Origin of the sequence: Massilia sp. TSP1-1-2, from assembly GCF_049896185.1 — a bacterium.
GTDB lineage: Bacteria > Pseudomonadota > Gammaproteobacteria > Burkholderiales > Burkholderiaceae_D > Telluria_A.
Genome location: NZ_JAFCTU010000007.1, coordinates 188,131 through 210,305 on the forward strand (window position 1 = coordinate 188,131; position 22,175 = coordinate 210,305).

Genomic DNA, 22,175 nt, shown 5'->3' on the forward strand with positions numbered 1-22,175 from the left:
TGGTTTTATTTTAAGAGATGAAAAATTCTAGCGGCCCAGCCGCACCTGCGCGCCTTCGCGCAGGTCAAGAAGCTGGTGGCCGAACAGCGTGGTTTTCAGTTGCGCTACCTTGTTGCCCGCCTTGTCGAAGATCGGCTGCGTGGTGCCGGCGCGCGCGTGCATGGTGCGCAGTTCGTCTTCCACCGTGACGAGCGCCTTGCGCGGCCGCGCAAAGGCCAGCGCCGCCGCGCCCAGCGCGCCGAGCAGCGCCAGCGCACCGGCAATCAGTGCCACCAGCGGAGCGACCCCGTAGTGCACGCGCACGACGAGCGGCAGCTTGGCCACCGAGCTTTTGATGTGCGATGGCGGCGTGAAAATCTCGGGCAGCGGGTCGCCCGGGAACAGCCTGGCCATGCGCTGGCGGAACGCCTGCGACAGTTCGAGCCGCTGGTTCGTCAGCTGCAGCTCGATCTGGCCCGGCATCACATAGGCCGAACCTGCGCTGCCGACCGCCGCCATCGACCATTTGCCCGGCAGCTCGCGCACCGGCAGCGCCATCGTCGAGGACAGCGGCGCGCTCTTGCCGGGAGCGAGCGCCGTCACGCTGCTGCTGGCCAGCCTGATGGGCCGCTCTTCGCTGCCAACCTTGGAGCGCGCGCTGATCTGCGCGCTGGCGATGGTGTACGGATAGATCGTGTTCTCGAGATGCCATTCGATGCTGGCCGCGGGCGAGCGCGCCTGCGCATTGACGTCGGCGCGCAGCATGCCGGTCGGCGTCATGGAAAACGCCACGCCGGGCGCGTCGCTCACCTTGCGCGGCACCAGGCGCACCAGGTCCTGGTCGAGCGGTTTCAAGCGCGCCGCCGGTTCGGTGATGACCTTGGCGATGGCGCCCGAGGCCACCAGCGTTTTCAGTTGGCGCGCACCTTCGTCGCCCACCGCAAACACGTAAATCATCAGGCCGTTGGCGTGGTAGTGCGCGCCTTGCACCGGCATTTGCAGCGGAAACGCCAGCGCGCGCGTGATGGCGCTGCCGCTGTGGATCAGCTCATAGAATTCGCGGTTGCGCCGCGCCGTCTGCAAGTCGTTGTTCGGGCTGTTGCGGTTGTTCGTGACCAGCCATACCAGGCCGCTCTTGCCGCCCAGCGCGCTGCGAATCGCCGTGCCGACGGCTTCATTGAGGTCGGTATCGGCGTAGGCCAAGCTGCCCGGTTTGCGCGCCACCTCGAGCGCGGCCAGCGCGCCGCCGACTTGCTTGCGCGAAGACTTGGCGTCGAACTTGAACGAGAGCAGCGCCTTGGGCGACGGCGCGCCGGGCAGCGCCTGGTTGAACGCAGCGAGCACCATCGGGTCGCCCGGCTGCGCCACCGCCATCACCAGTTCGGTGATCAAAGGCTTGTAGCGCGACTGCGGATCGGTATAGAACGGCTCCATCCAGCCCGAGTTCTGGACCAGGAACACGTGCGATACACCCAGCGCCAGCGCCGGCGCCGGCGCCGACATAGACTGGGCCAGCAGCGCCAGGCATGCCAGGGTGCGCTTCACGTCAATTCTTCCAGGCGCCAGCCGCGTACCTGATTCCAGTCGGGATGGTGCAGCCACAGGCAATTGTCGTACACGAAGGGCACGCATTCGAGCGGGCGGGACAGGCGCGCGATCTCGTCGAGAATCACATTGCGCTTGCCGATCCATTCGACCGTGGTGCGCGCGATGATGCGCTCGGCCAGCGCGTCTTCGGCCTTGCCGGTGTAGGCATGAAAGCGCAGCACCAGGCCGCTCGGCTGGCTGCGGTTATTGTTAAAGCCGCGCAGCAGCGGCAGCACCAGCGAGTCTTCTTCGTGCGGGTCTTCGACCTGCTCGCTGTCCCACGGCTCGCCCACCACCGCGTGGCCGCGCCGGAACAGCAGGCTGGCAAAGCCCAGGCGCGCGCCGCTGATCGGCTCCACCTGCGGGTGTTGCCTGCCCAGTTCCAGAAAGCTGTACGACTGCTCGGCGTGACCGATCAGCCACAGGCGGCCGTCGCGGCTTTGCGTGGGGCCGCCAAATTCAAGCCGCGGCGACCAGCCGGCCGGCCACGGCATCCATTGCGGCGGCGCGCCCGGCTGCCAGATCAACTGGCCTTGCGCGTGCAGCCAGAACAGGCGCGAGTCGTAGCCGATCGGACGCGACCAGCCACTGGCCGGCGCACCGCAGTCGTACAGCACCACGCCGGACAGGTCGGACAGCGCGCTCCACAGGCGCGTGCCGGCGGACGTATTGAACAGGCAGGCCACGTGGCGCCGCATCGCGCCCGGCGCGCCGACAATGGCTGCGTCAAACACCGCCTCGGTGCGGTAGGTTTCGCTGACCGGATTGATCCACAGGCGTTGCAGGCCGCGGTCGGTGGGCACCAGCGCCACTTCGCCGAGGCGCCCGGGGGCAACCGGCAGCCACGCGTAATCGGAAGAAGTAAACGACAGGTCGGCGCTATGCTCTTCGGCCGCCATCACGTGCCACAGCGCGGCCAGCGGATCCCAGTACTGCAGCACGCCGCGGGCGGGCGCGAGCGCAATCAGGCGCTGTACCGGAAAGCCGAACGCCCCCGCGGCAAAGGCGCACTGCGCATTGGGCGGCACCGGCATGGCCAGCTCGGCGCGGCCCACGCTGGGGGCGGCGGGCCGCTCCTCGAGGCTCTCGCCCAGCGCCAGCGAACTGACCGGCAAGCCATGCGGCACATGGCGCGGCAGCGACTGGTCGGACCACGGCCCCCACCAGTCCGCGCGCGCCTTGGCGCGCCCCGCCAGTTTAGTCAAGGCACGCCCGCAGGTGGGGCAAAAGGCAAACCCCTCCGGATAAATTGGCGCGCAGGCGCAGCTCGACGGCAGCGACGCGCCCAGCAGGTGCGCCACGTCCGGCAGGCGGCCGCGCACCTGCTCCTGCCAGTCGATCCGGCTCAAGCCCTCGCTTGAGCTCAGTTCGAACTGGGCGCTGTGTTCGTCTTCCAGCCAGACACTGGCCGGCGTTTCCCATCTGTATGCCATCTTGCTAGCCACCATATATGTATAAAAAGCAGTTCCGCGTTACTGGGCCGCTGTTGCCTTTCAAATCATAGCGCAACTGGCTTGGGCGGGCAGTTTTATTGCCCGGTACCGTTTCGTGGAACGCCCGGGGGCGCGAAGAGATGCCGAGGGGAATTTCGGTCACATTCTCATGTGATGTTTTGATTAACATTTTAGTGGCATAATGGGTTCCATGATCGATACCCTTGAAGCTTTGCGCGAGCGCTACCCTCCCGCACACGGACGCAGCGTGGCCAAGCAGTTAAGCCGGCTTGACCACCATTGCATCGCCTTTATTGCGCTGGCGCCCTTTGTGGTGCTGGCCACCGGCGCCAGCGGCGAGATGGATGCCTCGCCGCGCGGCGGGCCGCCCGGCTTTGTCAAGGTGACGGCGGCCGGCACGCTGCTGCTGCCCGATTTTCCCGGCAATAACCGGCTCGATTCGCTGTCCAACCTGGTCGAGAACGACAAGATCGGGCTGCTGTTCCTGATCCCCGGGGTCGATGAAACGCTGCGCGTGAACGGGCGCGCAAGCCTGTCGCAAGAGGCGCCGCTGTTGGCGCACTTTGCGCAGGAAAAGCGCATGCCGCGCCTGGTGATCGAGGTCGCCGTCACCGAAGCTTACCTGCACTGCGCCAAGGCGCTGATGCGCGCCAAGCTGTGGGACCCGGCCAGCAGCCAGATGCGCAGCGTGCTGCCGACCATGGGCCAGATGCTCAATGACCATACCGGCATGCAGACGCTGGAAACGCAGCAGGAGATGGAAGCGCGCTATGCGAGCGACCTGTAGCAGCTAGCACATATAACGCACGTGTAACGCACGTGTAACGCACGTGTAACGCACGTGTAACGCACGTGTAACGCACGTGTAACGCACGTGTAACGCACGTATAATGGACGGCTCATTCATCCACGCCGTCCTCCCCATGACTTTGCCCGCCCAGGCACCCCACGACCACTGGGGCGACATCGACGCGCAAGCGGTCGACTCTGCCGCCAGCCACTTGCGCGACGTGCTCCACACCGTGGTCGAACATGGGCCGGCGCACAACGCGCTGGTCGTCTACGACACCCGCTCGGACCTGGCGCGCGCGCTCACCGAAGGCTATCGGCGCAACCTGCCGCACGGCCAGTTCATCGACTTCGATACCGTCGCGCCCACCGAGGTGCTGGCCGCCTTCCGGCGCATGCAGGCGCACGACCTGGTGGTGCTGATCCAGTCGACCAATTTTCGCCTTGAAGCGTTTCGCATCCGGGTCGAGCTGTTCAAGCTCGGTCTGAAAGTGATCGAGCATGTCCACCTGTCGCGCATGCCCGGCGCGCAGGGCGCCCATTACATCGAGGCGCTCGCCTATGACAGCGCCTACTATCGCGGCGTGGGCCAGGCGCTCAAGGTGCGCATTGACGCGGCCGCGAGCGCACGCGTGCATGGCGGCGGCGAAGTGCTGGTGTTTGCTTCGGCGCTGGAACCGGCCAAGCTCAATATCGGCCACTACAGCGGCATGAACAATGTCGGCGGCCAGTTCCCGATCGGCGAAGTGTTCACCGAGGCGCAAGACCTGGAAGCGGTCAACGGGCGCGTGCAAGTGCATGTGTTTGGCGACACCGCGTACCTGGTCAACCGGCCGGATACACCCATCACGCTGGTCATCGAACGCGGGCGCGTGGTGCGCGCCATCGATGCCACGCCCGAATTCGACAAACTCCTTGACATCATCACCGCCGACGAAGGCGAAGTCTGGGTGCGCGAACTGGGCTTTGGCATGAACCGCGCTTTTACGCGCGAGCGCAGGGTCAACGATATCGGCACCTACGAACGCATGTGCGGCATTCACTTGTCGCTGGGCGCCAAGCACGGCGTTTATCAAAAGAGCGGCTTCAAGCGCAAAGATGCGCGCTATCACGTCGATGTGTTTGCGGTGACCGATGCGGTGTATCTGGACGACGAGCTGGTGTACAAGGACGGCGGCTGGTGCGTCGCGTAAGTCCGCGCCCATAGACATGCATACCACTATTTTTCGATTGTAGTTGCAAAAAAGTTAATCTTGATATTAAGATTCGGGTGTTGTTTGATTATTCCCTTCAAACAGATCCTATAACGCAACATCGAAAAGACTTTCCCATGCCTACATTTACGACAGCCTTGCGTGCTTTGACGCTCACCAGCGCCGTCCTGTTTGCCGTCAGCGGCTGCAGCGGCGGCAGCAACCATAACGATACGCCGTCCGGGCAAGCCAACGCCGGCATTGTCAGCGGCCACGTGGCCGATGCGCAAACCGGTGCGGCAATTGCCGGCGTCGACGTCAAGATCGGCAGCCTCAAAGTTACCAGCGACGCCAACGGCGCCTACAGCCTGGCCGGCGTGCCGCTGGGCACGCAAGTGGTCGTGCAATTTTCCAAGGCAAACTACGCGGCCAACTTCGCGACCGTCGACGTGGCAAACGGCAAGACCAGCAGCGCCGACCGGCGCCTGGCAAAAGTGGCCGCCAAACAAGACATCAACGCGGCAACGGGCGGCACAGTGGTGCTGGCCGGCTCGGCCGCGCAAGTGCAGCTGCCCGCTGCCGGTTTTGTGACCGCCGCCACCGGCGCGCCCGTCAGCGGCACGGTCTCGGTCGAAATGACGCCGATTGACCCGGGCATCAGTGCGCTCAATATGCCCGGCAACTACCGCGCGCAAGGCGAAGCGGCGCCGATTGAAAGTTTTGGCGCCTTGCAGGTGGCGTTGCGCGACGCCGCCGGCGCCATGCTGAACCTGGCGCCCGGCAAGAGCGCGACGATCCGCATTCCCGTGCCACAAGGTGCGAAGAGCCCGCCGCTGTCCATTCCCCTGTACTACTTCAAGGAATCGAGCGGCCTGTGGGTGCGCGAAGGGACCGCTGCGCTGGCCGGCAACTTGCCGCAGCAGTATTACGAGGGACAGGTGTCGCACTTTTCGACGTGGAATGCCGACATGCCTTACGACACCGTCATGATCCACGGTTGCGTGGTCAATTCGGCCGGCCAGCCGATCGACGCCAGCGTGCTCTCCGAAGGCATCGACTACTTCGGCACCGCTTACGCGCATACGACTGCCGACGGCAAATTTTCGGTGGCGGCGCGGCGCAGCAGCCAGGTACAGGTGGGCGCCTCAAGCGGCGCGGACGGCGACAGCGTCACTGTCGCCACCGGCGTGACCGACCTGACATTGCCAGCTTGCCTGGTCATCGCGCAAAAGCCGCCGGTGATCGTGGTGCAGCCAACCAGCCTGACGCTGGCGCCCGGCAGCATGACGACGCTGAGCGTGATTGCCAACAACGCCGCCCAGTACAAGTGGTACCACAATGGCACGCTGGTCGAGACCGACTCGCGCTACCTGACCCTGTATGGCAACGCGAGCGCCGGTGGCAGCTACTACGTGATTGTCAGCAATGCCCACGGCAGCGTGACCAGCGCCACCGTCACCGTCACGGTGGCGCCGGCAGTCATTGCGCCCTTCATCACGGCGCAGCCGCAAGAAGTCAGCGTGCTGACCGGGGCCACGCCAAGCTTTGCCGTGCAGGCACAGGGCGATTCGCTCACCTACCAATGGCTGCGCAACGGCGTTGAAATCGCCAGCGCCCAGGGGCCCAAGCTGATGCTCGGCCCGGTCAGCGCCCTCGACGACGGCGCGCTGTTCAGCGTGCGCATCAAAAATGGCGCCGGCACCCTGGTCAGCAGCAACGCCGTGCTGCACGTAACGGCCGAAGCGGTCGCACCGGCAATTTCGGTGCAGCCAGCCAGCACCTCGGTGGCGGTCGGCCAGAGCGGCACCTTTGCCGTGGTTGCCACCGGCACCGCGCCATTCACCTACCAGTGGCTGCGCAATGCAAGCGCGATTGCCGACGCCACCGCCGCCACCTACCAGACGCCGGCCACCACGCTGGCCGACAATGGCGCCAGCTATACGGTCCGGATCACCAATGCCAAAGGCACGGTATTGAGCGCGGCGGCCACCTTGACGGTGAGCCAGGCTTCCTCGGTGGCCGGCCTGCACCTCGCGTTCCCGACGGGCATCACCGTGAACGGCCAGGTTGGCTACGGCGCGATCCCTGTTGGCGGCGGGGCAGCGGTTCCGTTCTGGCCGGCAGGCGCCGGCGAGGTTGCCGACTACTTGATGCAGGGGCAACTGAACAACAACTTGGTGAGCAACATCCACGTCCGCGGCATGCTGTTCTGGAAGAATCAGCAGTTGGTCCGGCGCGACCTGATCGGTGTCACCGGCTTGCCGGCGGAAGTGCGCGTCTCGTCAATCACGTCTGTCGACCTGTGCGATGGAAGGTCCGGCTACGCCTCCACCGGCGGCGATGTCACCGACGTCAACCTGACCTGGCATATTTACCAAAAGCGCGGCCCCGATGCTGCGTGCGGCACCGAAGACGACAAGTACTATGCCGTGCGCACCAACATGGGCGCGCTGGAAGCGCCGCTGGAAGTGTTGCTGCCGGTTGCCACCGTCCACTCGCCGACCGGCGCCCTGACCGGCTGGATCGTACGAAATGGCGTGCAGATGCAGCGTTTGAATGCCAACTTCACCAACCCGGTCCCGCTGTTCGCACTGCCTGGCAATGACCTTGAGTTTGATGACGACGCCACGCTGGCCAACCACTGGATTTTTGCCTCGGGCAATAAGGTCTACGCGGTCGACCTCGGCGCTGCCGCGCCGGTGGCGCTGACCACGGTCGCCACGCTGGCCGATGGGGAAACACTGGGCAGCACCACCTACGCCAATGAGCAAGATGTCGTCATCGCCATCTCAGGCGCCACGTCAACCCGCCTGCTGCGCTACCAGACCGGCACCAAAGCCGTGAACGCGGTTGCCACGGTCAACGGCATGACCAGTGCCAAAACGGTCACGCCAACGCGCGTGGTGCTGAACGGCGCGCTGGGAGCGCTGCTGTCGGTGCCGCTCACCGGCGGCACGCCGCAGCTGATCTACACGACGCCGCAGGGCGGTTTCGCGTACGCAGCGCAGCGCAGTGGCGAGCGCTTGTGGCTTGACGTGAATGGTTCTGTCGTCTCGCTCAACAGCGATGGCAGCAGCGTGCAAACCTTGACCGGGGGCAGGCTGATTGCTTGCGTCCACAAGCCAATTGCAGCCGTCGACAGCGCGTTCCTGGCCTGCGATGCCATCATGGTTCTCGAGGGCAGCACGGTGCGCAGCTATGATGCTGCCACTGGCGCGGCGCGCATCACGTATGGCGCCATTACGCTGCCGAACGTGCCATTGACCAACATACTGTCGTTCGGCTTTTTGACGGCGTGGGGACAGACCGGCGTGCTGAGCCAGTACATCATGGATCCCACCAAGCAGGACAACTACAGCGTGGTCAGCTACCTGATCAAGACCGACCAGCCGGGCATGACCAAGATCGCCTTGCCATAAAGGATGGCCATCGGTCGCCCGGCGCGGCGTACCAGGGCGGCCCGCCCTGGTATTGCTCGACCTGGCAATCGCGCCGATCATCAGCCAAATGGCGACAATATGTCAACCGTTTGGCTAATTGCAATGCACTGATCGCCGGCCTACAATATAAGTATGATCGTCTCCAGGAGTACACCACATGCTCAGTCCCGACCAACGCGCCCAATTCGAGGCCGACGGTTATGTCGTCATTCCCGGCTTTAAGAGCATGGATGCCATCGCCGCGCTGCGCCGGCGCGCGGCCGAGATCGTCGACGATTTCGACCCCACCGAACACCGTTCGATTTTCACCACGCGCGACCAGCTCAAGAGTACGGACGATTATTTTCTGCGCTCCGACAATACCATCCGCTGCTTTTTCGAAGAGGAAGCCTTCGACGCCCAAGGCGCGCTACGCCAGGACAAGTCGCTCTCGATTAATAAAATCGGCCACGCGCTGCACGACCTGGACCCGGTCTTCGAGACCTTTTCGCGCGACCCCAGGCTCGCTGCCGTGGCGCGCGACCTGGGCTTGAAAAATGCGCAGGTGTGGCAGTCGATGTACATCTTCAAGCAGCCAGGCATTGGCGGCGAAGTGGGCTGGCACCAGGACGCGACGTTTTTCGACACCGATCCGGTGACCGTCACCACCTTCTGGTTCGCGCTTGAAGACGCCACCGTCGACAATGGCTGCCTGTGGGTGGAGCCGGGCGGGCACCGCAGCCCGATGCGCGAGCGCTTCGTGCGCAACGGCGACGACATCCGGATGGAAAAGCTGGACAGCACGCCCTGGCCCGACACGGCGCGCGCACGCGCGCTGGAAGCGGCGGCCGGCACGCTGGTGTGTTTTCACGGCCTGCTGCCGCACTACAGCGCGCCGAACCGCTCGGCGGTGTCGCGCCACGCCTACACGCTGCATGCGACCGACGCCGGCGCGGCCTACTCGCCGCAAAACTGGATCCAGCGCGACATTGCCTTTCCGGTGCGCGGTTTCATGTGAGGTCGCGGCGATGCTGGCGCAAAAGAGTTAACTGCCGTAGGTCGGAAAAGGGGGCCGCCCAGGCCTTCGCTTTTCCGACCTACGTCCCTGCCAGTGCGCAGCATATCAACAGTACCCGTTGCAAGGCGCCGGCGTGAATCTCGTCTACATCAACAGCAAATTCAACTCCGCCCCGTCCGTCTCCCGATCCGGCGCCATCCTCGGCATCCTGATCGTGACGCTGGTCCCGCGCTCGGTCGATGACTCGATTTCGATGCTCCCGCCCAGCATGCCGGTGACAATGTTATAAACGATATTCATCCCCAGCCCGGACCCGCCCTGCCCCATCTTGGTGGTAAAAAATGGGTCGAACACCTGGTGCAAAATCTTGGGCGGCATGCCCACGCCATCGTCGCTGAAAACAAGTACGATCTCGTCGTCGGGCGTGGCGCGCACGGTGATCACCATCAGCGCTTTGGCGCGACCTTCAAACGCGTGCAGCAGCGCGTTGTTGATCAGGTTCGACAGCACCTGGCCCACGCCGCCCGGATACGAGTCGATCACCAGCGTGCCGGCGCACTCGACCCGGGTCTCGCAGTTGGCGCGCCGCAGCTGCGCGTGGAACGTGGCCAGCGTATCGCGAATGACTTCGGACAAATCGAAGCGGCGCCGCTGGTCGCTGGTCTGGTCCACCGCCACCTGCTTGAACGAGGTAATCAGGTCGGCCGCGCGGCGCAGGGAACTGGTCATGATGCCGCAGGCAAGCTTGCTGTCGGCCAGCAGCGCCTCGAGCGCCGAGCGCTTCACGCCCCCGCCCGCATACTTGCGCTCGAAGTCGGCGACCATGTCGTCCAGCGCCGTTGCCGTGAGCAGGCTGTTGCCGATCGGGGTGTTCAATTCGTGCGCGATGCCGGCCACCAGGGAACCCAGCGACGCCATCTTTTCGGAGGTGATCAGGTTGGTTTGCGCCTGCTTGAGCGTGGCCAGCACGGTCGACAAATCGCCATGGGCCGACTCCACATTGGCCTTCTGGCGCGCCAGTTCGGTCAGGCTGTGCTGCAGGCCGTCGCGCGCGTCCACCAGCGCCGCTTCCGTGCTCTTGCGGTCGCTGATATCCTGGATCACCCACACGCCGCCTTCGGCCAGGTTGGCGGCGTCGACCGCCTTGCCGTTGATCAGGCACCAGATTGCACTGCCGTCCTTGCGCACCAGTTCCGCTTCGCTTTGCCAGCGCCGGCTGGCGGCGCTGGCCGCAAAGGCGTCGGCGGCGGGCGGCGCGGTCCCGCTCAGCACCGCCGTTGGCCGGCCCGCCAGTTCGCCCTGCGCGTATCCCAACATCTCTTCCATGCCCCGATTGCAGCGCACGATCACGCCACCGGCAAACAAAGCGATGCCCACGCTGGCGCTGTCCTGGAAGGCGCGCTGCTCGTCGAGCGTGACGCGCACCTGCGCGGCCAGATCGCGGCTGCGGCGCGAAGCGATCAGCAAGGCGCCGATCAGGGCGCTGACCAGCAGGCCGCAGGCGGCAATCATCAACACTGGCGTCAGGTCGCGTCCGTAGCGCCCGCCTGCGAGGGCGGTAAAGCGCACCACCCACTGGCGCTGCGCCACATTGAGCCGCTTTTCAGCCACCAGGCCGGCAATGGCCGGCGCACTGGCGCCGGTGCTGTCGAACATCAGATTGGCCTCGCGCGCCGGCATATTGGCGCCGTCGGCCAGGTCGCCCGCATCGTGGATCCGAAACGCGAGCTGGTCCAGCAGCGCCGGATCGATCACTTCCTGCATCAAGTTGTTGACCTTGAAGACGATCGCGACCCAGCCCACCAGCGCGGCGCGCCGGGCTGCCACGCTGTCGAGCGGCATGTTCTTGCGGTACACGGGCGCGCGCGCGACAAAGCCGGGCTGGCGGGCGGCGTCTTGGACCAGCGTGATCCTTTCGGTGGCGACGATCAAACCGCTGTCGCGGCCTGATTCGAGCGCGGCGCGGTGCGGCGGCAAAGCCGCCAAATCGAGGCCGAAGGCAATTTCATTGCCCTTCAAGGGCTCGGTGTATTCAATGATGTAGTGTTCGCCGCCGGGATACGGCGGGTGGATCGTGAACTCGGGATAGCCGCCCGGGTCGAGCGACTTGTCGCGCCGCACGGCGGCGGTGAAACGCGCCAGGTCGGCGTCCGGCACGTGGCGCACGAACTGGATCGCCTGGAAACCGGGATAGCGCTGGGCAAGGTTAAGTTCACGCACGAAACTGGTGAACTGCGCGCGGTCCATCGTTTCGTTGATGACAAAGGTGCCCTTGATGCTGAGCAGCATGTCGAAGTAAATCTGCAGGCGCACATTGGTGTCGCTGGCCACCTTTTCGGTGTCGCGCTGGAACGTGGCGCGAACGGCCGCCTGCTGCGCATCCATGACCATCACGCACGTCCATGCGGTCAGGCAAATCCCGACTATAAACGCGAGAAACCCTTGTGTCCGCATCTGTCGCGCTCCACCTTTCCTGGCAGCCAGGCAGCGCCCGACCATGCAGAATGACTATAGCATATTGACCTTCAGAAATCTCATCCGCCCGGTGGCGGCGCACCAGTTCAGCCCCGCTACGCCTGGAACTGCAGCGCGATGCTTTTAAAGCTTTCCGCAATTGCCAGCAGGGCGTCGACGACATCGGGATCGAAGTGTTCGCCGCGCTCCTGGCGGATCAGTTCGACCGCCGTTTCATGCGTAAAGGCGGGCCGGTAAGGACGCTCGGAAATCAAGGCGTCGTACACGTCGGCCACCGCCATCAGGCGCGCCGACAGGGGAATGGCCGCTCCCGCCAGCGCCTGCGGATAACCCGAACCATCCCAGTGCTCCTGGTGCGAATAGGTGATCTCGCCGGCGTAGCGCAGGAAAGCGTTGCTCGCGCCGAGCGTGCGCGCAACGCCGGCGATGGCGTCGCGCCCGAACACAGTGTGCAGTTTCATTTGTTCAAATTCAGCGCCGGTCAGCTTGCCGCTCTTGCGCACGATAGCGTCGGGCACGCCCACCATGCCAATGTCGTGCAGCGGCGCCGCCTTGAACAGCAGCGCGATATTGTCGTCCGACAGCTCGGCCCAGTGGCACGTATGAAAGCGCAGTTCGCGCGCCAGCGCCGCCACGAAATGCTGGGTGCGCCGGATGTGGTTGCCGGCGTCAAGGTCGCGCGACTCGGCCAGCGAAGCGAGCGCGATGATGATCGCGTCCTGCATCTGGTCCGCTTCGCGCATGCGCTCGGCGACCAGGTGCGCCAGGTGGCGCTGCCGGTCGCCCAGCATGCGGCGCGCGGCGCGCAGCTCGGCGTGCGTGTCCACGCGCGCGAGCAGCGTGCCGGGCGCCGACGCACGGGCCATGATGTCGGCCGCGCCCTCGCGCAGCGCGCGCGCCTCGTCGTCGCGCACTGGCTCGCCGGCGGTGAGGAACATCACCGCAATATCGGCGCTCGCGACATTGCTCTTCAGGCCGCGCAAGACGGCAAAGCCATCCATGTCGGGCAGGTCCATGGCGAGCAGTACCAGGTCCGGATGGGGCGCCTGCCGGGCCAGGTGGAGGGCGTCGGCGCCGCTGTGCGCGAGCCTCACGTGGTAGCGTTGCTGCAGCAATTGCTCCATTTGCAACAGCTTGTCGGATGCATCATCGACGACCAGCACCGTTGCCTTGAAATCACTATCCATCCATTCCCCTTGCCCATATATGCATATTCCACAGCGATCATAACGCGCCCGGCCGTGCGATGTTTCAGCTTTTTTACAATTCCGCGAGTCAATTGCTTAATAGGTACGTTTAGAATGCTTGATCGAAATTTTCCATAGAGTCAGGTAACTTATGATGCGTTTGCCGATCGGCCTCGCGGCCCTGTGCCTTACCTTTTCAGCCTTTGGCGCCGAGCCTTTCGACGACAAGTTCCGCCAGCTCGACGAACTGATCCCGACCGGCAATGCCGTGCGCAACGCGGCCGGCGCGCCGGGACACGCCTACTGGCAGCAGCGCGCCGACTACGCCATCCGCGCCACGCTCGACGAAGCCAAGCGCGCCATCAGCGCCACCGAAACCGTTACCTACCATAACAACTCGCCCGACACGCTCAGCTACCTGTGGGTGCAGCTGGACCAGAATGTGTTCGCGCCCGACGCCGATGCGCGCACCTCGTCCACCATCACCGCGCGCGATGCCTGGGACAAAGGGCGCAGCGCGGATGATGGCGTGCACTTCGAGACCATGCGCTCGCTGCTGGAAAACCGCAGCTTCGACGGCGGCTTTAACATCGCCGCGGTCAAGGGCGCCGACGGCCAGATCTTGAAGTTCACGATTAACAAGACCATGATGCGCATCGATTTGCCCCAGCCTTTGAAGCCGGGCGCGCAGGTGGTGTTCGCGGTCGACTTCAGCTACAAGATCAACAACGCCAAGATCCAGGGCGGACGCACGGGCTTTGAAAGCTTCGACGGCGACAAGAACGACCTGTTCGAGATCGCCCACTGGTTTCCGCGCATGGCGGCCTATTACGACGTGTATGGCTGGCAGCACAAGCAGTTCCTGGGCGCCGGCGAATTCACGCTTGAGTTTGGCGACTACGATGTGCAGATCACCGTCCCGGCCGACCACATCGTGGCCAGCACCGGCGTGCTGCAAAATCCGGAAGCGGTGTTGAGCGCGGCGCAACGCGACCGTTTGCAGCAGGCCAAGACCAGTTCCAAACCGGTGATCATCGTCAGCCAGGCGGAGGCCGCCAACGCCGAGAAGAGCCGCGCCAGCGCCACCAAGACGTGGCACTACAAGGCGGCCAACGTGCGCGACTTCGCCTTTGCGTCAAGCCGCAAGTTCATCTGGGATGCGCAGGGCTACAAAAAGGGCGGCACCGACATGATGGCCATGTCCTACTACCCCAAGGAAGGCAATCCGCTGTGGGAAAAGTATTCGACCCAGGCCATCATCCACACCGTTGAACAGTACAACAAGTACGCGTTCGACTATCCCTACCCGGTCGCCATTTCAGTGAACGGCCCGATCGGCGGCATGGAATACCCGATGATTTCGTTTAACGGTCCGCGCCCGACCAAGGACAAAAAGACGGGCGCGCTGACCTGGTCCAAGCGCGACAAGTATGGCCTGATCAGCGTCATCATCCACGAAGTGGGCCACAATTATTTTCCCATGATCGTCAATTCCGACGAGCGCCAATGGACCTGGATGGACGAAGGCTTGAACTCCTTTCTCGAAAAGCTGGCCGCCGACGCATGGGAAGAGAATTATCCAAAAGGCCGGGGCGAGCCGCGCGCGATTGCCGACTACATGCGCAGCAGGAACCAGGTCCCGATCATGACCAATTCGGAGTCGCTGCTGCAGTTCGGGAACAACGCCTACGCCAAGCCGGCGGCCGCCCTGACGGTGCTGCGCGAAACGGTGCTGGGGCGCGAGCTGTTCGACTTCGCCTTTCGCGAGTATGCGCAGCGCTGGAAGTTCAAGCGCCCTACGCCGGCGGACTTTTTCAGAACCATGGAAGACGCCTCGGGCACCGACCTTGACTGGTTCTGGCGCGGCTGGTTCTACACCACCGACGCGGTCGACGTCAGCGTGGACGGCATCACCGAATACGGCGTGAGCAGCAAGAACCCGGAAATTGAAAAAGCCTGGAAAAAGGCGCAGAAGGATGCCGAGCCGGTGTCGCTGTCCGAGCAGCGCGACAAGGGCACGGCGCGGCGCGTGGATGCCCATCCGGAACTGAAGGACTTCTACAACGAGCATGACGACTACACCGTCACCAACAAGGACCGCAACAAGTACAACGAAGGCATGGCCGAACTGGAGCCTTGGGAAAAGGCGCTGCTCAAGCAGGGCAAGAACCTGTACCTGGTCGATTTTTCCAACCTGGGCGGGCTGGTCACGCCGCTGGTGCTGGAGATCACGCTCAAGTCGGGCAAAAAATACATCGAGCGCATTCCGGCCGAAGTGTGGCGCTATTCGAGCAAGAAGATCACCAAGCTGATCGTCACCGACGAGCCGATGGTGAGCCTGACGCAAGACCCGTACTGGGAGACGGCCGACACCGACACCAGCAACAACGCCTGGCCGCGGAAAATCACGCCGTCGCGCCTGGAGCTGTTCAAGAGCGAAAAAGGCAAGGATGACCTGATGAAGGACTTCCGCACCCCGCTCAAAGCCACGAAGTAATCGTCACCCAGTCGTCACCCAGCAGTCACCCAGTAGTCACCTGGTAAACAGAGTAATCGGAGTCGTCATGTTCAAGAAGCACCTGCTGGCCAGCCTGGCCGCCTGCATCACGCTCTCGGCCCACGCGGCCGAGCCGTTTGAAGACAAGTTCCGCCAGCTCGACGAACTGCTGCCCACGCCGTCGGACACCCGCACCGCGTCCGGCGCGCCCGGCCACGCCTACTGGCAGCAGCGCGCCGACTACCAGTTGCGCGCCACGCTCGACGAGGCGCAGCGCCGCATCACGGGCGAAGGCACCGTCACCTACCATAACAACTCGCCCGACACGCTCTCTTACCTGTGGGTGCAGCTGGACCAGAACATGGTGCGCGGCAGCGACTCCGACCGGCTAAGCAGCGCCACCCTGCCCTCGCGCGAGGCGTGGGGCCGCGGCAGCGCCGCTGACGGCGTCAAGTTCGAAGGCTTGCGCTTTTTGCTGGAAAGCCGCACGTTTGCCGGCGGCTTTAACATCACCGCCTTGAAGGACGCGGCCGGCAATGCGCTCAAGTACACGGTCAACAAGACCATGATGCGCATCGACCTGCCGCAGCCGATGAAACCGGGCGCGCACTTCGCGTTCCAGGTGGCGTGGAACTACAACATCCCCGAAATGAACGTGCTGGGGCGGCGCAACGGTTACGAAAAATTCGACGACGCCGACAAGAACGACCTGTTCGAGATCGCCCAGTGGTTCCCGCGCATGGCCGCCTACTACGACGTGGCCGGCTGGCAGAACAAGCAGTACATCGGCGACGGCGAATTCACGCTCGAATTTGGCGACTACGACGTGCAGCTGACGGTTCCCGCCGACCATGTCGTCGCCAGCACCGGCGTGCTGCAAAATCCGGAGGCGGTATTGACGGCGGCGCAGCGCGAGCGTCTGACGCGGGCCAGAACGAGCGACAAGCCGGTCGTCATCGTCACCGAGCAGGAAGCGCAAGCGGCCGAAAAAACGCGCGCCGCCGGCACCAAGACGTGGCACTTCAAGGCCGCCAATGTGCGCGACTTCGCCTTTGCCAGCAGCCGCAAGTTCCTGTGGGACGCGCAAGGGTTCAAGAAGGACGCGACCGACGTGATGGCCATGTCGTACTACCCGAAGGAAGGCAACCCGCTGTGGGAAAAGTACTCGACCCAGGCGATCGTGCATACTATCGAGCAGTACAACAAGTACGCCTTCGACTACCCGTACCCGGTGGCGATCTCGGTCAACGGACCGGTGGGCGGCATGGAGTACCCGATGATTTCGTTTAACGGTCCGCGCCCCACGCGCGACAAAAAGACCGGCGAAGTCACCTGGCCCAAGCGCACCAAGTATGGCCTGATCTCGGTGATCATCCATGAAGTGGGCCACAATTATTTTCCGATGGTCGTCAACACCGACGAGCGCCAGTGGACCTGGATGGATGAAGGCTTGAATACCTTCCTCGAAATGCTCGCCACGCGCGCCTGGGAAGAGAACTATCCGGACACCACCGGCGAGCCGCGCGCGATCACCGACTACATGCGCAGCAAGAACCAGGTGCCGATCATGACCAATTCGGACTCGGTCACCCAGCGCGGCAACAACGCCTACGCCAAGCCGGCCACGGCGCTCAACATCCTGCGCGAGACCGTGCTCGGGCGCGCCGCCTTCGATCACGCCTTTCGCGAATATGCGCAGCGCTGGAAGTTCAAGCGCCCCACCCCGGCCGACTTTTTCAGGACCATGGAAGACGCCTCGGGCACCGACCTTGACTGGTTCTGGCGCGGCTGGTTCTACACCACCGACGCGGTCGACGTGGGCATCGACGGCATCACCGAATATGGCGTGAGCAGCAAGGACCCGGTCGTTGAAAAGGCCTGGAAAAAAGCGCAACGCGACGCCGAGCCGCAGTCGCTCTCGGCCCAGCGCAACAAGGGCATGGCGCGCCGCGTCGACGCCCATCCGGAACTGAAGGACTTCTATAACGAGCATGACGAATTCACCGTCACCAACAAGGACCGCAACAAGTACCAGGAAGCGATGGCCGAGCTCGACCCATGGGAAAAGGCGCTGCTCAAGCAGGGCAAGCACTTGTACCTGGTCGACTTTTCCAATTCGGGCGGCCTGGTGACGCCGCTGGTGCTGGAAATTGAACTTAAATCCGGCAAAAAATATATCGAGCGCATTCCGGCCGAAGTGTGGCGTTATTCGAGCAAGAAGATCACCAAGCTGATCGTCACGGACGAACCGATGGTGAGCCTGACGCAAGACCCGTACTGGGAGACGGCCGACATCGACACCAGCAACAACGCCTGGCCGCGCAGAATCACGCCGTCGCGCCTGGAGCTGTTCAAGACTGAAAAAGGCAAGGACGACCTGATGAAAGACTTCAATACGCCGCTGGCCAAACCCAAGGATGGCAAGTGAAGCGCTTCGCCAGCGCGCTGCTGCTGGCCGGCGCCCTGTGCGGCGCCGGCGCACCGGCGTGGGCGCACCGCTTCCATGCGGGCCTGGCCGACATCGCGTTCAACCCCCAGAGCGGCAGCGTGGAAGTGGTCCACACCTATATGGCGCACGATCTCGACGCCCTGCTCGCCGCGCAGGCCGGGCGAGCGGTCGACATGACCCGGTCCGAGGACGAAGCGCTGCTGCGCAAGTACATCGAGGAGCGCTTCTACCTGCTGGACAAGGACAAGGCGCGCCTGCCCTTGCAGTGGGTGGGCATCACGGTGGGCGTTGACAGCGTCATCATCTACCGCGAACTGCCCGCCACGCCGCTCTCGCGCATCGCCCAGGTGCATGACGCGGTGCTGATGGACGTGATGCCGCGCCAGGCCAACACGGTCAACATCACGCGTGGCGGCGTGACCGAATCGCTCTCCTTCGACAGCACCACGCAGGAACGGCGCCTGAAGTAAAAACCGGCCACGCCCGGACGGCCTGGCGTAAAAATGCTACGCTAGCAAAATGACAATCTACGCACCTCCCACCTACGCACCTCCCTTTACCGATCTCGCCCACCTGACTGGCGCGCTGCGCACGGCCGGCTACGCCTTGCTGTCCCCGCCTGACGTGTGCGCGCTGGCCGGGTGCGCGCTGGCCGAACTCGACGCGCTGGCCGCCAGCTGGAATGCGCTGGCGCCCGACGCCTACCTCAAGGACGGCGGCCACTACCGGCGCCGCCGCCATTCCTGTTTTATCGACGACGGCGCACAGCTGACGCAAACGGCGCATCGGGCGCACTGGCAGCCGATCGAGTACAACGCCCTGCACGGCGGCATGCACCGGCTGTTCGAACCGATCGAGCCGGCCACGCTGGCCCATCCGGTTTTTGCGCGCCTGGTGCGCGCGTTATCGAGCGCGTGCCGGCGCGTGAAAGGGCCGCAGAGCCGGGACATCGAGAACGTGGAACCCTGGTTCGTCGAGGCGCACCAGTTCAGGATCGACACGCTGGGCGGCATCGGCCGGCCTACGCCGGAAGGCGCGCACCGCGACGGCGTCGACTTCGTGGCCGTGCTGCTGGTTGGCCGCAGCAACGTCAAGGGCGGCGAGACGCGCGTATTCGACGCCGACGGTCCCGATGGGAAGCGTTTCACCCTGCTTGAACCGTGGACCTTACTGCTGCTCGACGACGCAAGAGTGATCCACGAGTCGACTCCGATCCAGCCGCTGGGCGAAAACGGCCACCGCGACACGCTGGTGCTGACCTGGCGTGCGAAGGCTTTCCAGGGCGAAGATGCATGATATAGTCGTAGCCACCTCAGCATCGGTGCAAGGAGCAAAGCCGTGGACTCGACGTACGTCATCCTCCCAGAAGAATGTGAAATCCTGATCGTCGAGGACAGTCCCACGCAGGCCGAGCGCCTGCGCCGGCTGATTGAATCGCAGTCGTATCGCGTGCGGGTGGCCGCCAATGGGCGCCTGGCGCTGGCCATGCTGCGCGAACGGCGCCCGCGGCTGGTCCTGTCGGACATCATCATGCCCGAAATGAACGGCTATGAACTGTGCAGCGCCATCAAATCCGACCCTGAGCTGCGCAGCATTCCCGTGATCCTCGTGACCACCCTGAACGACGCCAAGGACATCATCCGCGGCATCGAATGCGGGGCCGACAACTTCGTGCGCAAGCCGTATGCCGAAGACTACCTGCTTAGCCGGATCAGCCACATGCTGGTCAACCAGAAGCTGCGCGAAACGCCCGAAACCGAGGGCATCGCGCTGTACCTGGGCAACCAGAAGCACTTCATCCACGCCGGGCGCCAGCAAATCCTCGACCTGCTCATTTCCACCTACGAGCAGGCGGTGCAAGTCAATGGCGAACTGCAGGCGCGCGAACGGCAGGTCATTGAACTGAACATGCGCCTGGCGCGTCACGCAGGGGAACTGGAAATCATCAACCGCGAGATCGCCGGCAAAAACCTGGAACTGGCCGAGGCCAGCCGCATGAAGTCCGCCTTTATCGCCAACATGTCGCACGAACTGCGCACGCCATTAAATGCCATTATCGGCTTCACCGGCGCTTTGCTGATGAAGCTGCCCGGGCCGCTCACGCCCGACCAGGACAAGCAGCTCAACACGATTCGCACCAGCGCGCGCCACCTGCTCTCGCTGATCAACGATATCCTGGACGTGGCCAAGATCGAGGCTGGCAAGGTGACGCTGCAGGTCGAGAGCATCGATTGCCAGGCGCTGGTGGCGCAGACGGTCGACACGCTGCGCCCGCTCGCGACGCAAAAAGGGCTGGCGCTGTCGTTTCAGCTGCCGGCCGAGCCGATGCTGGTCGACACCGACCGGCGCGCGCTCACGCAGGTGATCATCAACCTAGTGAACAACGCCATCAAATTTACCGAGACCGGCGAGATCAAGGTCTCGCTCGCCCACGCGCTGGTGGACGGCGTTCTGTTGACGCGCATTAGCGTGGCCGACACGGGCGTGGGCATCAAGACCGAGGACCAGCACAAGCTGTTCCAGGCGTTTTCGCAACTCGACTCCACCTCGACCCGGCATGCCGAAGGGGCGGGCCTGGGGCTGTATCTGTGCCAGAACCTGGCCAACCTGCTGGGCGGCGCGCTGTCGTTCACCAGCCAATACGGCCAGGGCAGCACCTTCACACTGACGCTGCCCGAAAAACCCTAGCCCCATTTCCACAACCTCAGGCGGGGTCAGGGCGCTGAGGGCGCGAAAACGCAAAAAAACGCCCGCGGACCTTGCGGTGGGCGGGCGGCAATCCAAGCTTCGAAGAAGGTTTGGAGGAGACAATTCCAATATAACGCGATTTATGTTGCACTGCAATACCGTAGAAATACGGTACTGTCTTCCCCAGCGCGATTTCTATCCGGGGAACAATTGGAAGCCTGGCTCGCGCGCGGTCCAGCCAGGGAACAGCGTTTCCATGCGCTGGTCCGGCAGGCGCAAATGCCGCTGTGCAAGCTGCGCCAGTACAGCGCGAAAGTCTGTGGTCACGGGCAAGTCGCGCCCTTCGTTGAGCGCGGCGTCCCCCACGCCATGCCAGTCGCCGAGCACCTTGCCGCCCGCCACCGCGCCGCCCATCACCCACATCACGTTGCCGTGACCGTGATCGGTGCCGCCGCTGCCGTTTTCGCGCGCGGTGCGCCCAAATTCGGACATCACGACGATAGCCGTATCCTGCAGCATAGGGCCGAGCCGTTCGGCCAGCGTCGCCAGGCCGGTTGCCAGCGGCGCCAGGCGGCCGGCCAACTGTCCGCTCGCGCCGCCCTGGCGCGCATGCGTGTCCCAGCCGCCGAGCGCGACGAAGGCCAGCTCAATGGCGTCGTTCCCGCGCATGAGATTTGCCAGGCGCGCCGCGTCGGCCGGAAAGCCGTTCGGCAGCGGCGCGCCATTGTCGGCTGTCTGCATCTCGGCGCTGGCCGACTGCATCACGTCGCGGTGCGATTCGCGCCCCTGCGCGTAAGCCTTGCCAAAGCGGGCGTGCCCCGCATACAGCTGGTCGAACGCGGCGCCCACCTGCGGGCGGTCCAGCAGGTCGGCGCGGGTGGCCGCCGCGCCATTAGGCAGGTTCATCGCCGCCGCCGGGCCGGAGAGGATGCGCGGCATCAGCGGGCCGATACTGAGCGCGCGGCTCGGGTTCGCCGGGCCAGGCAGCAGCGGCAGCAGCGTCGCCAAGCGGTTCATCCAGCCGTCCTGCGTGCTTTTGCGTCCCGGCGTGGCCGACTCCATGTAATCCTGGGCGTCGAAGTGCGAGCGCGTGGCGTCGGGCGAACCGCTGGCGTGCACGAAGGCGAGCCGTTTTTGCTCCCACAGCGGCAGCAGTGGCGCGAGCGCCGGATGCAGGCCGAAATAGTTATCAAGCCTGAGGGCGCCACCGTCCTGCCCCGGCGCGCCCAGCGCAATGGTGGGGCGCAGGCGCGCATAGTTCGGGTCTGCCACCGGTGCCACCACGTTCAAGCCGTCGACTGCTCCGCGCAGCATCACCACGATCAATTTACGGCGCGTCGGCTTGACCGCCGTCGCCGCCCACGCATGGCGCCCGAGCGGCAGCACCAGGCCCGCGCCCAGCGTCATCTGTTCCAAAAAATGTCTGCGGTTCATAGCGGT

Annotated in this window: 14 protein-coding genes; 9 read left to right on the plus strand and 5 right to left on the minus strand. The window is 64.3% G+C overall.

What is annotated here, in order from left to right; all coding sequences use genetic code 11:
- Positions 1–27: 27 nt before the first annotated feature.
- Both ACP7BV_RS08620 and ACP7BV_RS08625 read right to left on the minus strand, forming a co-directional pair.
- Positions 28–1,524 (minus strand): hypothetical protein, encoded by a 1,497-nt coding sequence (locus tag ACP7BV_RS08620; protein WP_426103395.1) that lies wholly within the window; start codon positions 1,522–1,524, stop codon positions 28–30.
- Complete coding sequence (locus ACP7BV_RS08625) at positions 1,521–2,999, minus strand: hypothetical protein (RefSeq protein WP_426103396.1); 1,479 nt, start codon at positions 2,997–2,999, stop codon at positions 1,521–1,523. Before ACP7BV_RS08625 ends, ACP7BV_RS08620 begins: the two co-directional genes overlap by 4 nt.
- 211 nt (positions 3,000–3,210) lie before the next feature.
- Between ACP7BV_RS08625 and ACP7BV_RS08630 the strand changes: the two genes are divergently transcribed.
- The 4 genes from ACP7BV_RS08630 (at position 3,211) to ACP7BV_RS08645 (ending at position 9,439) form a co-directional block, all read left to right on the plus strand.
- A complete protein-coding gene (locus tag ACP7BV_RS08630; protein WP_426103397.1) occupies positions 3,211–3,807 on the plus strand; it encodes a pyridoxamine 5'-phosphate oxidase family protein in 597 nt (198 codons plus the stop codon).
- Positions 3,808–3,943: 136 nt separating this feature from the next.
- Positions 3,944–5,002, plus strand: a complete 1,059-nt coding sequence (locus tag ACP7BV_RS08635) for a hypothetical protein (RefSeq protein ID WP_426103415.1) — start codon at positions 3,944–3,946, stop codon at positions 5,000–5,002.
- A 137-nt stretch (positions 5,003–5,139) separates the two neighbouring features.
- On the plus strand, positions 5,140–8,421 hold the full coding sequence (locus ACP7BV_RS08640) for a carboxypeptidase regulatory-like domain-containing protein (RefSeq protein ID WP_426103398.1): 3,282 nt from the start codon (positions 5,140–5,142) through the stop codon (positions 8,419–8,421).
- 178 nt (positions 8,422–8,599) lie between these two features.
- Positions 8,600–9,439: a phytanoyl-CoA dioxygenase family protein gene (locus tag ACP7BV_RS08645; protein ID WP_426103399.1), complete on the plus strand. Its 840-nt coding sequence runs from the start codon at positions 8,600–8,602 to the stop codon at positions 9,437–9,439.
- 144 nt (positions 9,440–9,583) lie between these two features.
- Here ACP7BV_RS08645 and ACP7BV_RS08650 read toward each other — a convergent pair whose 3' ends face one another.
- The gene (locus ACP7BV_RS08650; protein ID WP_426103416.1) at positions 9,584–11,830 is read right to left on the minus strand and encodes a CHASE domain-containing protein; all 2,247 of its coding nucleotides are present in this window, start codon (positions 11,828–11,830) and stop codon (positions 9,584–9,586) included.
- Between the two features lie 179 nt (positions 11,831–12,009).
- On the minus strand, positions 12,010–13,101 hold the full coding sequence (locus ACP7BV_RS08655; RefSeq protein ID WP_426103400.1) for an HD-GYP domain-containing protein: 1,092 nt from the start codon (positions 13,099–13,101) through the stop codon (positions 12,010–12,012).
- Positions 13,102–13,255: 154 nt separating this feature from the next.
- Between ACP7BV_RS08655 and ACP7BV_RS08660 the strand changes: the two genes are divergently transcribed.
- The 5 genes from ACP7BV_RS08660 (at position 13,256) to ACP7BV_RS08680 (ending at position 20,735) form a co-directional block, all read left to right on the plus strand.
- Entirely contained in the window at positions 13,256–15,598 is a 2,343-nt protein-coding gene (locus tag ACP7BV_RS08660) for a M1 family metallopeptidase (RefSeq protein ID WP_426103417.1), read from the plus strand.
- A 67-nt stretch (positions 15,599–15,665) separates the two neighbouring features.
- Complete coding sequence (locus ACP7BV_RS08665; protein ID WP_426103401.1) at positions 15,666–18,026, plus strand: M1 family metallopeptidase; 2,361 nt, start codon at positions 15,666–15,668, stop codon at positions 18,024–18,026.
- The gene (locus ACP7BV_RS08670; RefSeq protein ID WP_426103402.1) at positions 18,023–18,517 is read left to right on the plus strand and encodes a DUF6702 family protein; all 495 of its coding nucleotides are present in this window, start codon (positions 18,023–18,025) and stop codon (positions 18,515–18,517) included. The genes ACP7BV_RS08665 and ACP7BV_RS08670 overlap by 4 nt, the downstream gene beginning before the upstream one ends.
- A gap of 49 nt (positions 18,518–18,566) precedes the next feature.
- Complete coding sequence (locus tag ACP7BV_RS08675; RefSeq protein WP_426103403.1) at positions 18,567–19,343, plus strand: 2OG-Fe dioxygenase family protein; 777 nt, start codon at positions 18,567–18,569, stop codon at positions 19,341–19,343.
- Positions 19,344–19,385: 42 nt separating this feature from the next.
- The gene (locus ACP7BV_RS08680; protein ID WP_426103404.1) at positions 19,386–20,735 is read left to right on the plus strand and encodes a hybrid sensor histidine kinase/response regulator; all 1,350 of its coding nucleotides are present in this window, start codon (positions 19,386–19,388) and stop codon (positions 20,733–20,735) included.
- 195 nt (positions 20,736–20,930) lie between these two features.
- Here the strand turns inward: ACP7BV_RS08680 and ACP7BV_RS08685 are convergent, their stop codons facing one another.
- Complete coding sequence (locus ACP7BV_RS08685; RefSeq protein ID WP_426103405.1) at positions 20,931–22,169, minus strand: DUF1501 domain-containing protein; 1,239 nt, start codon at positions 22,167–22,169, stop codon at positions 20,931–20,933.
- Positions 22,170–22,175: the final 6 nt, after the last annotated feature.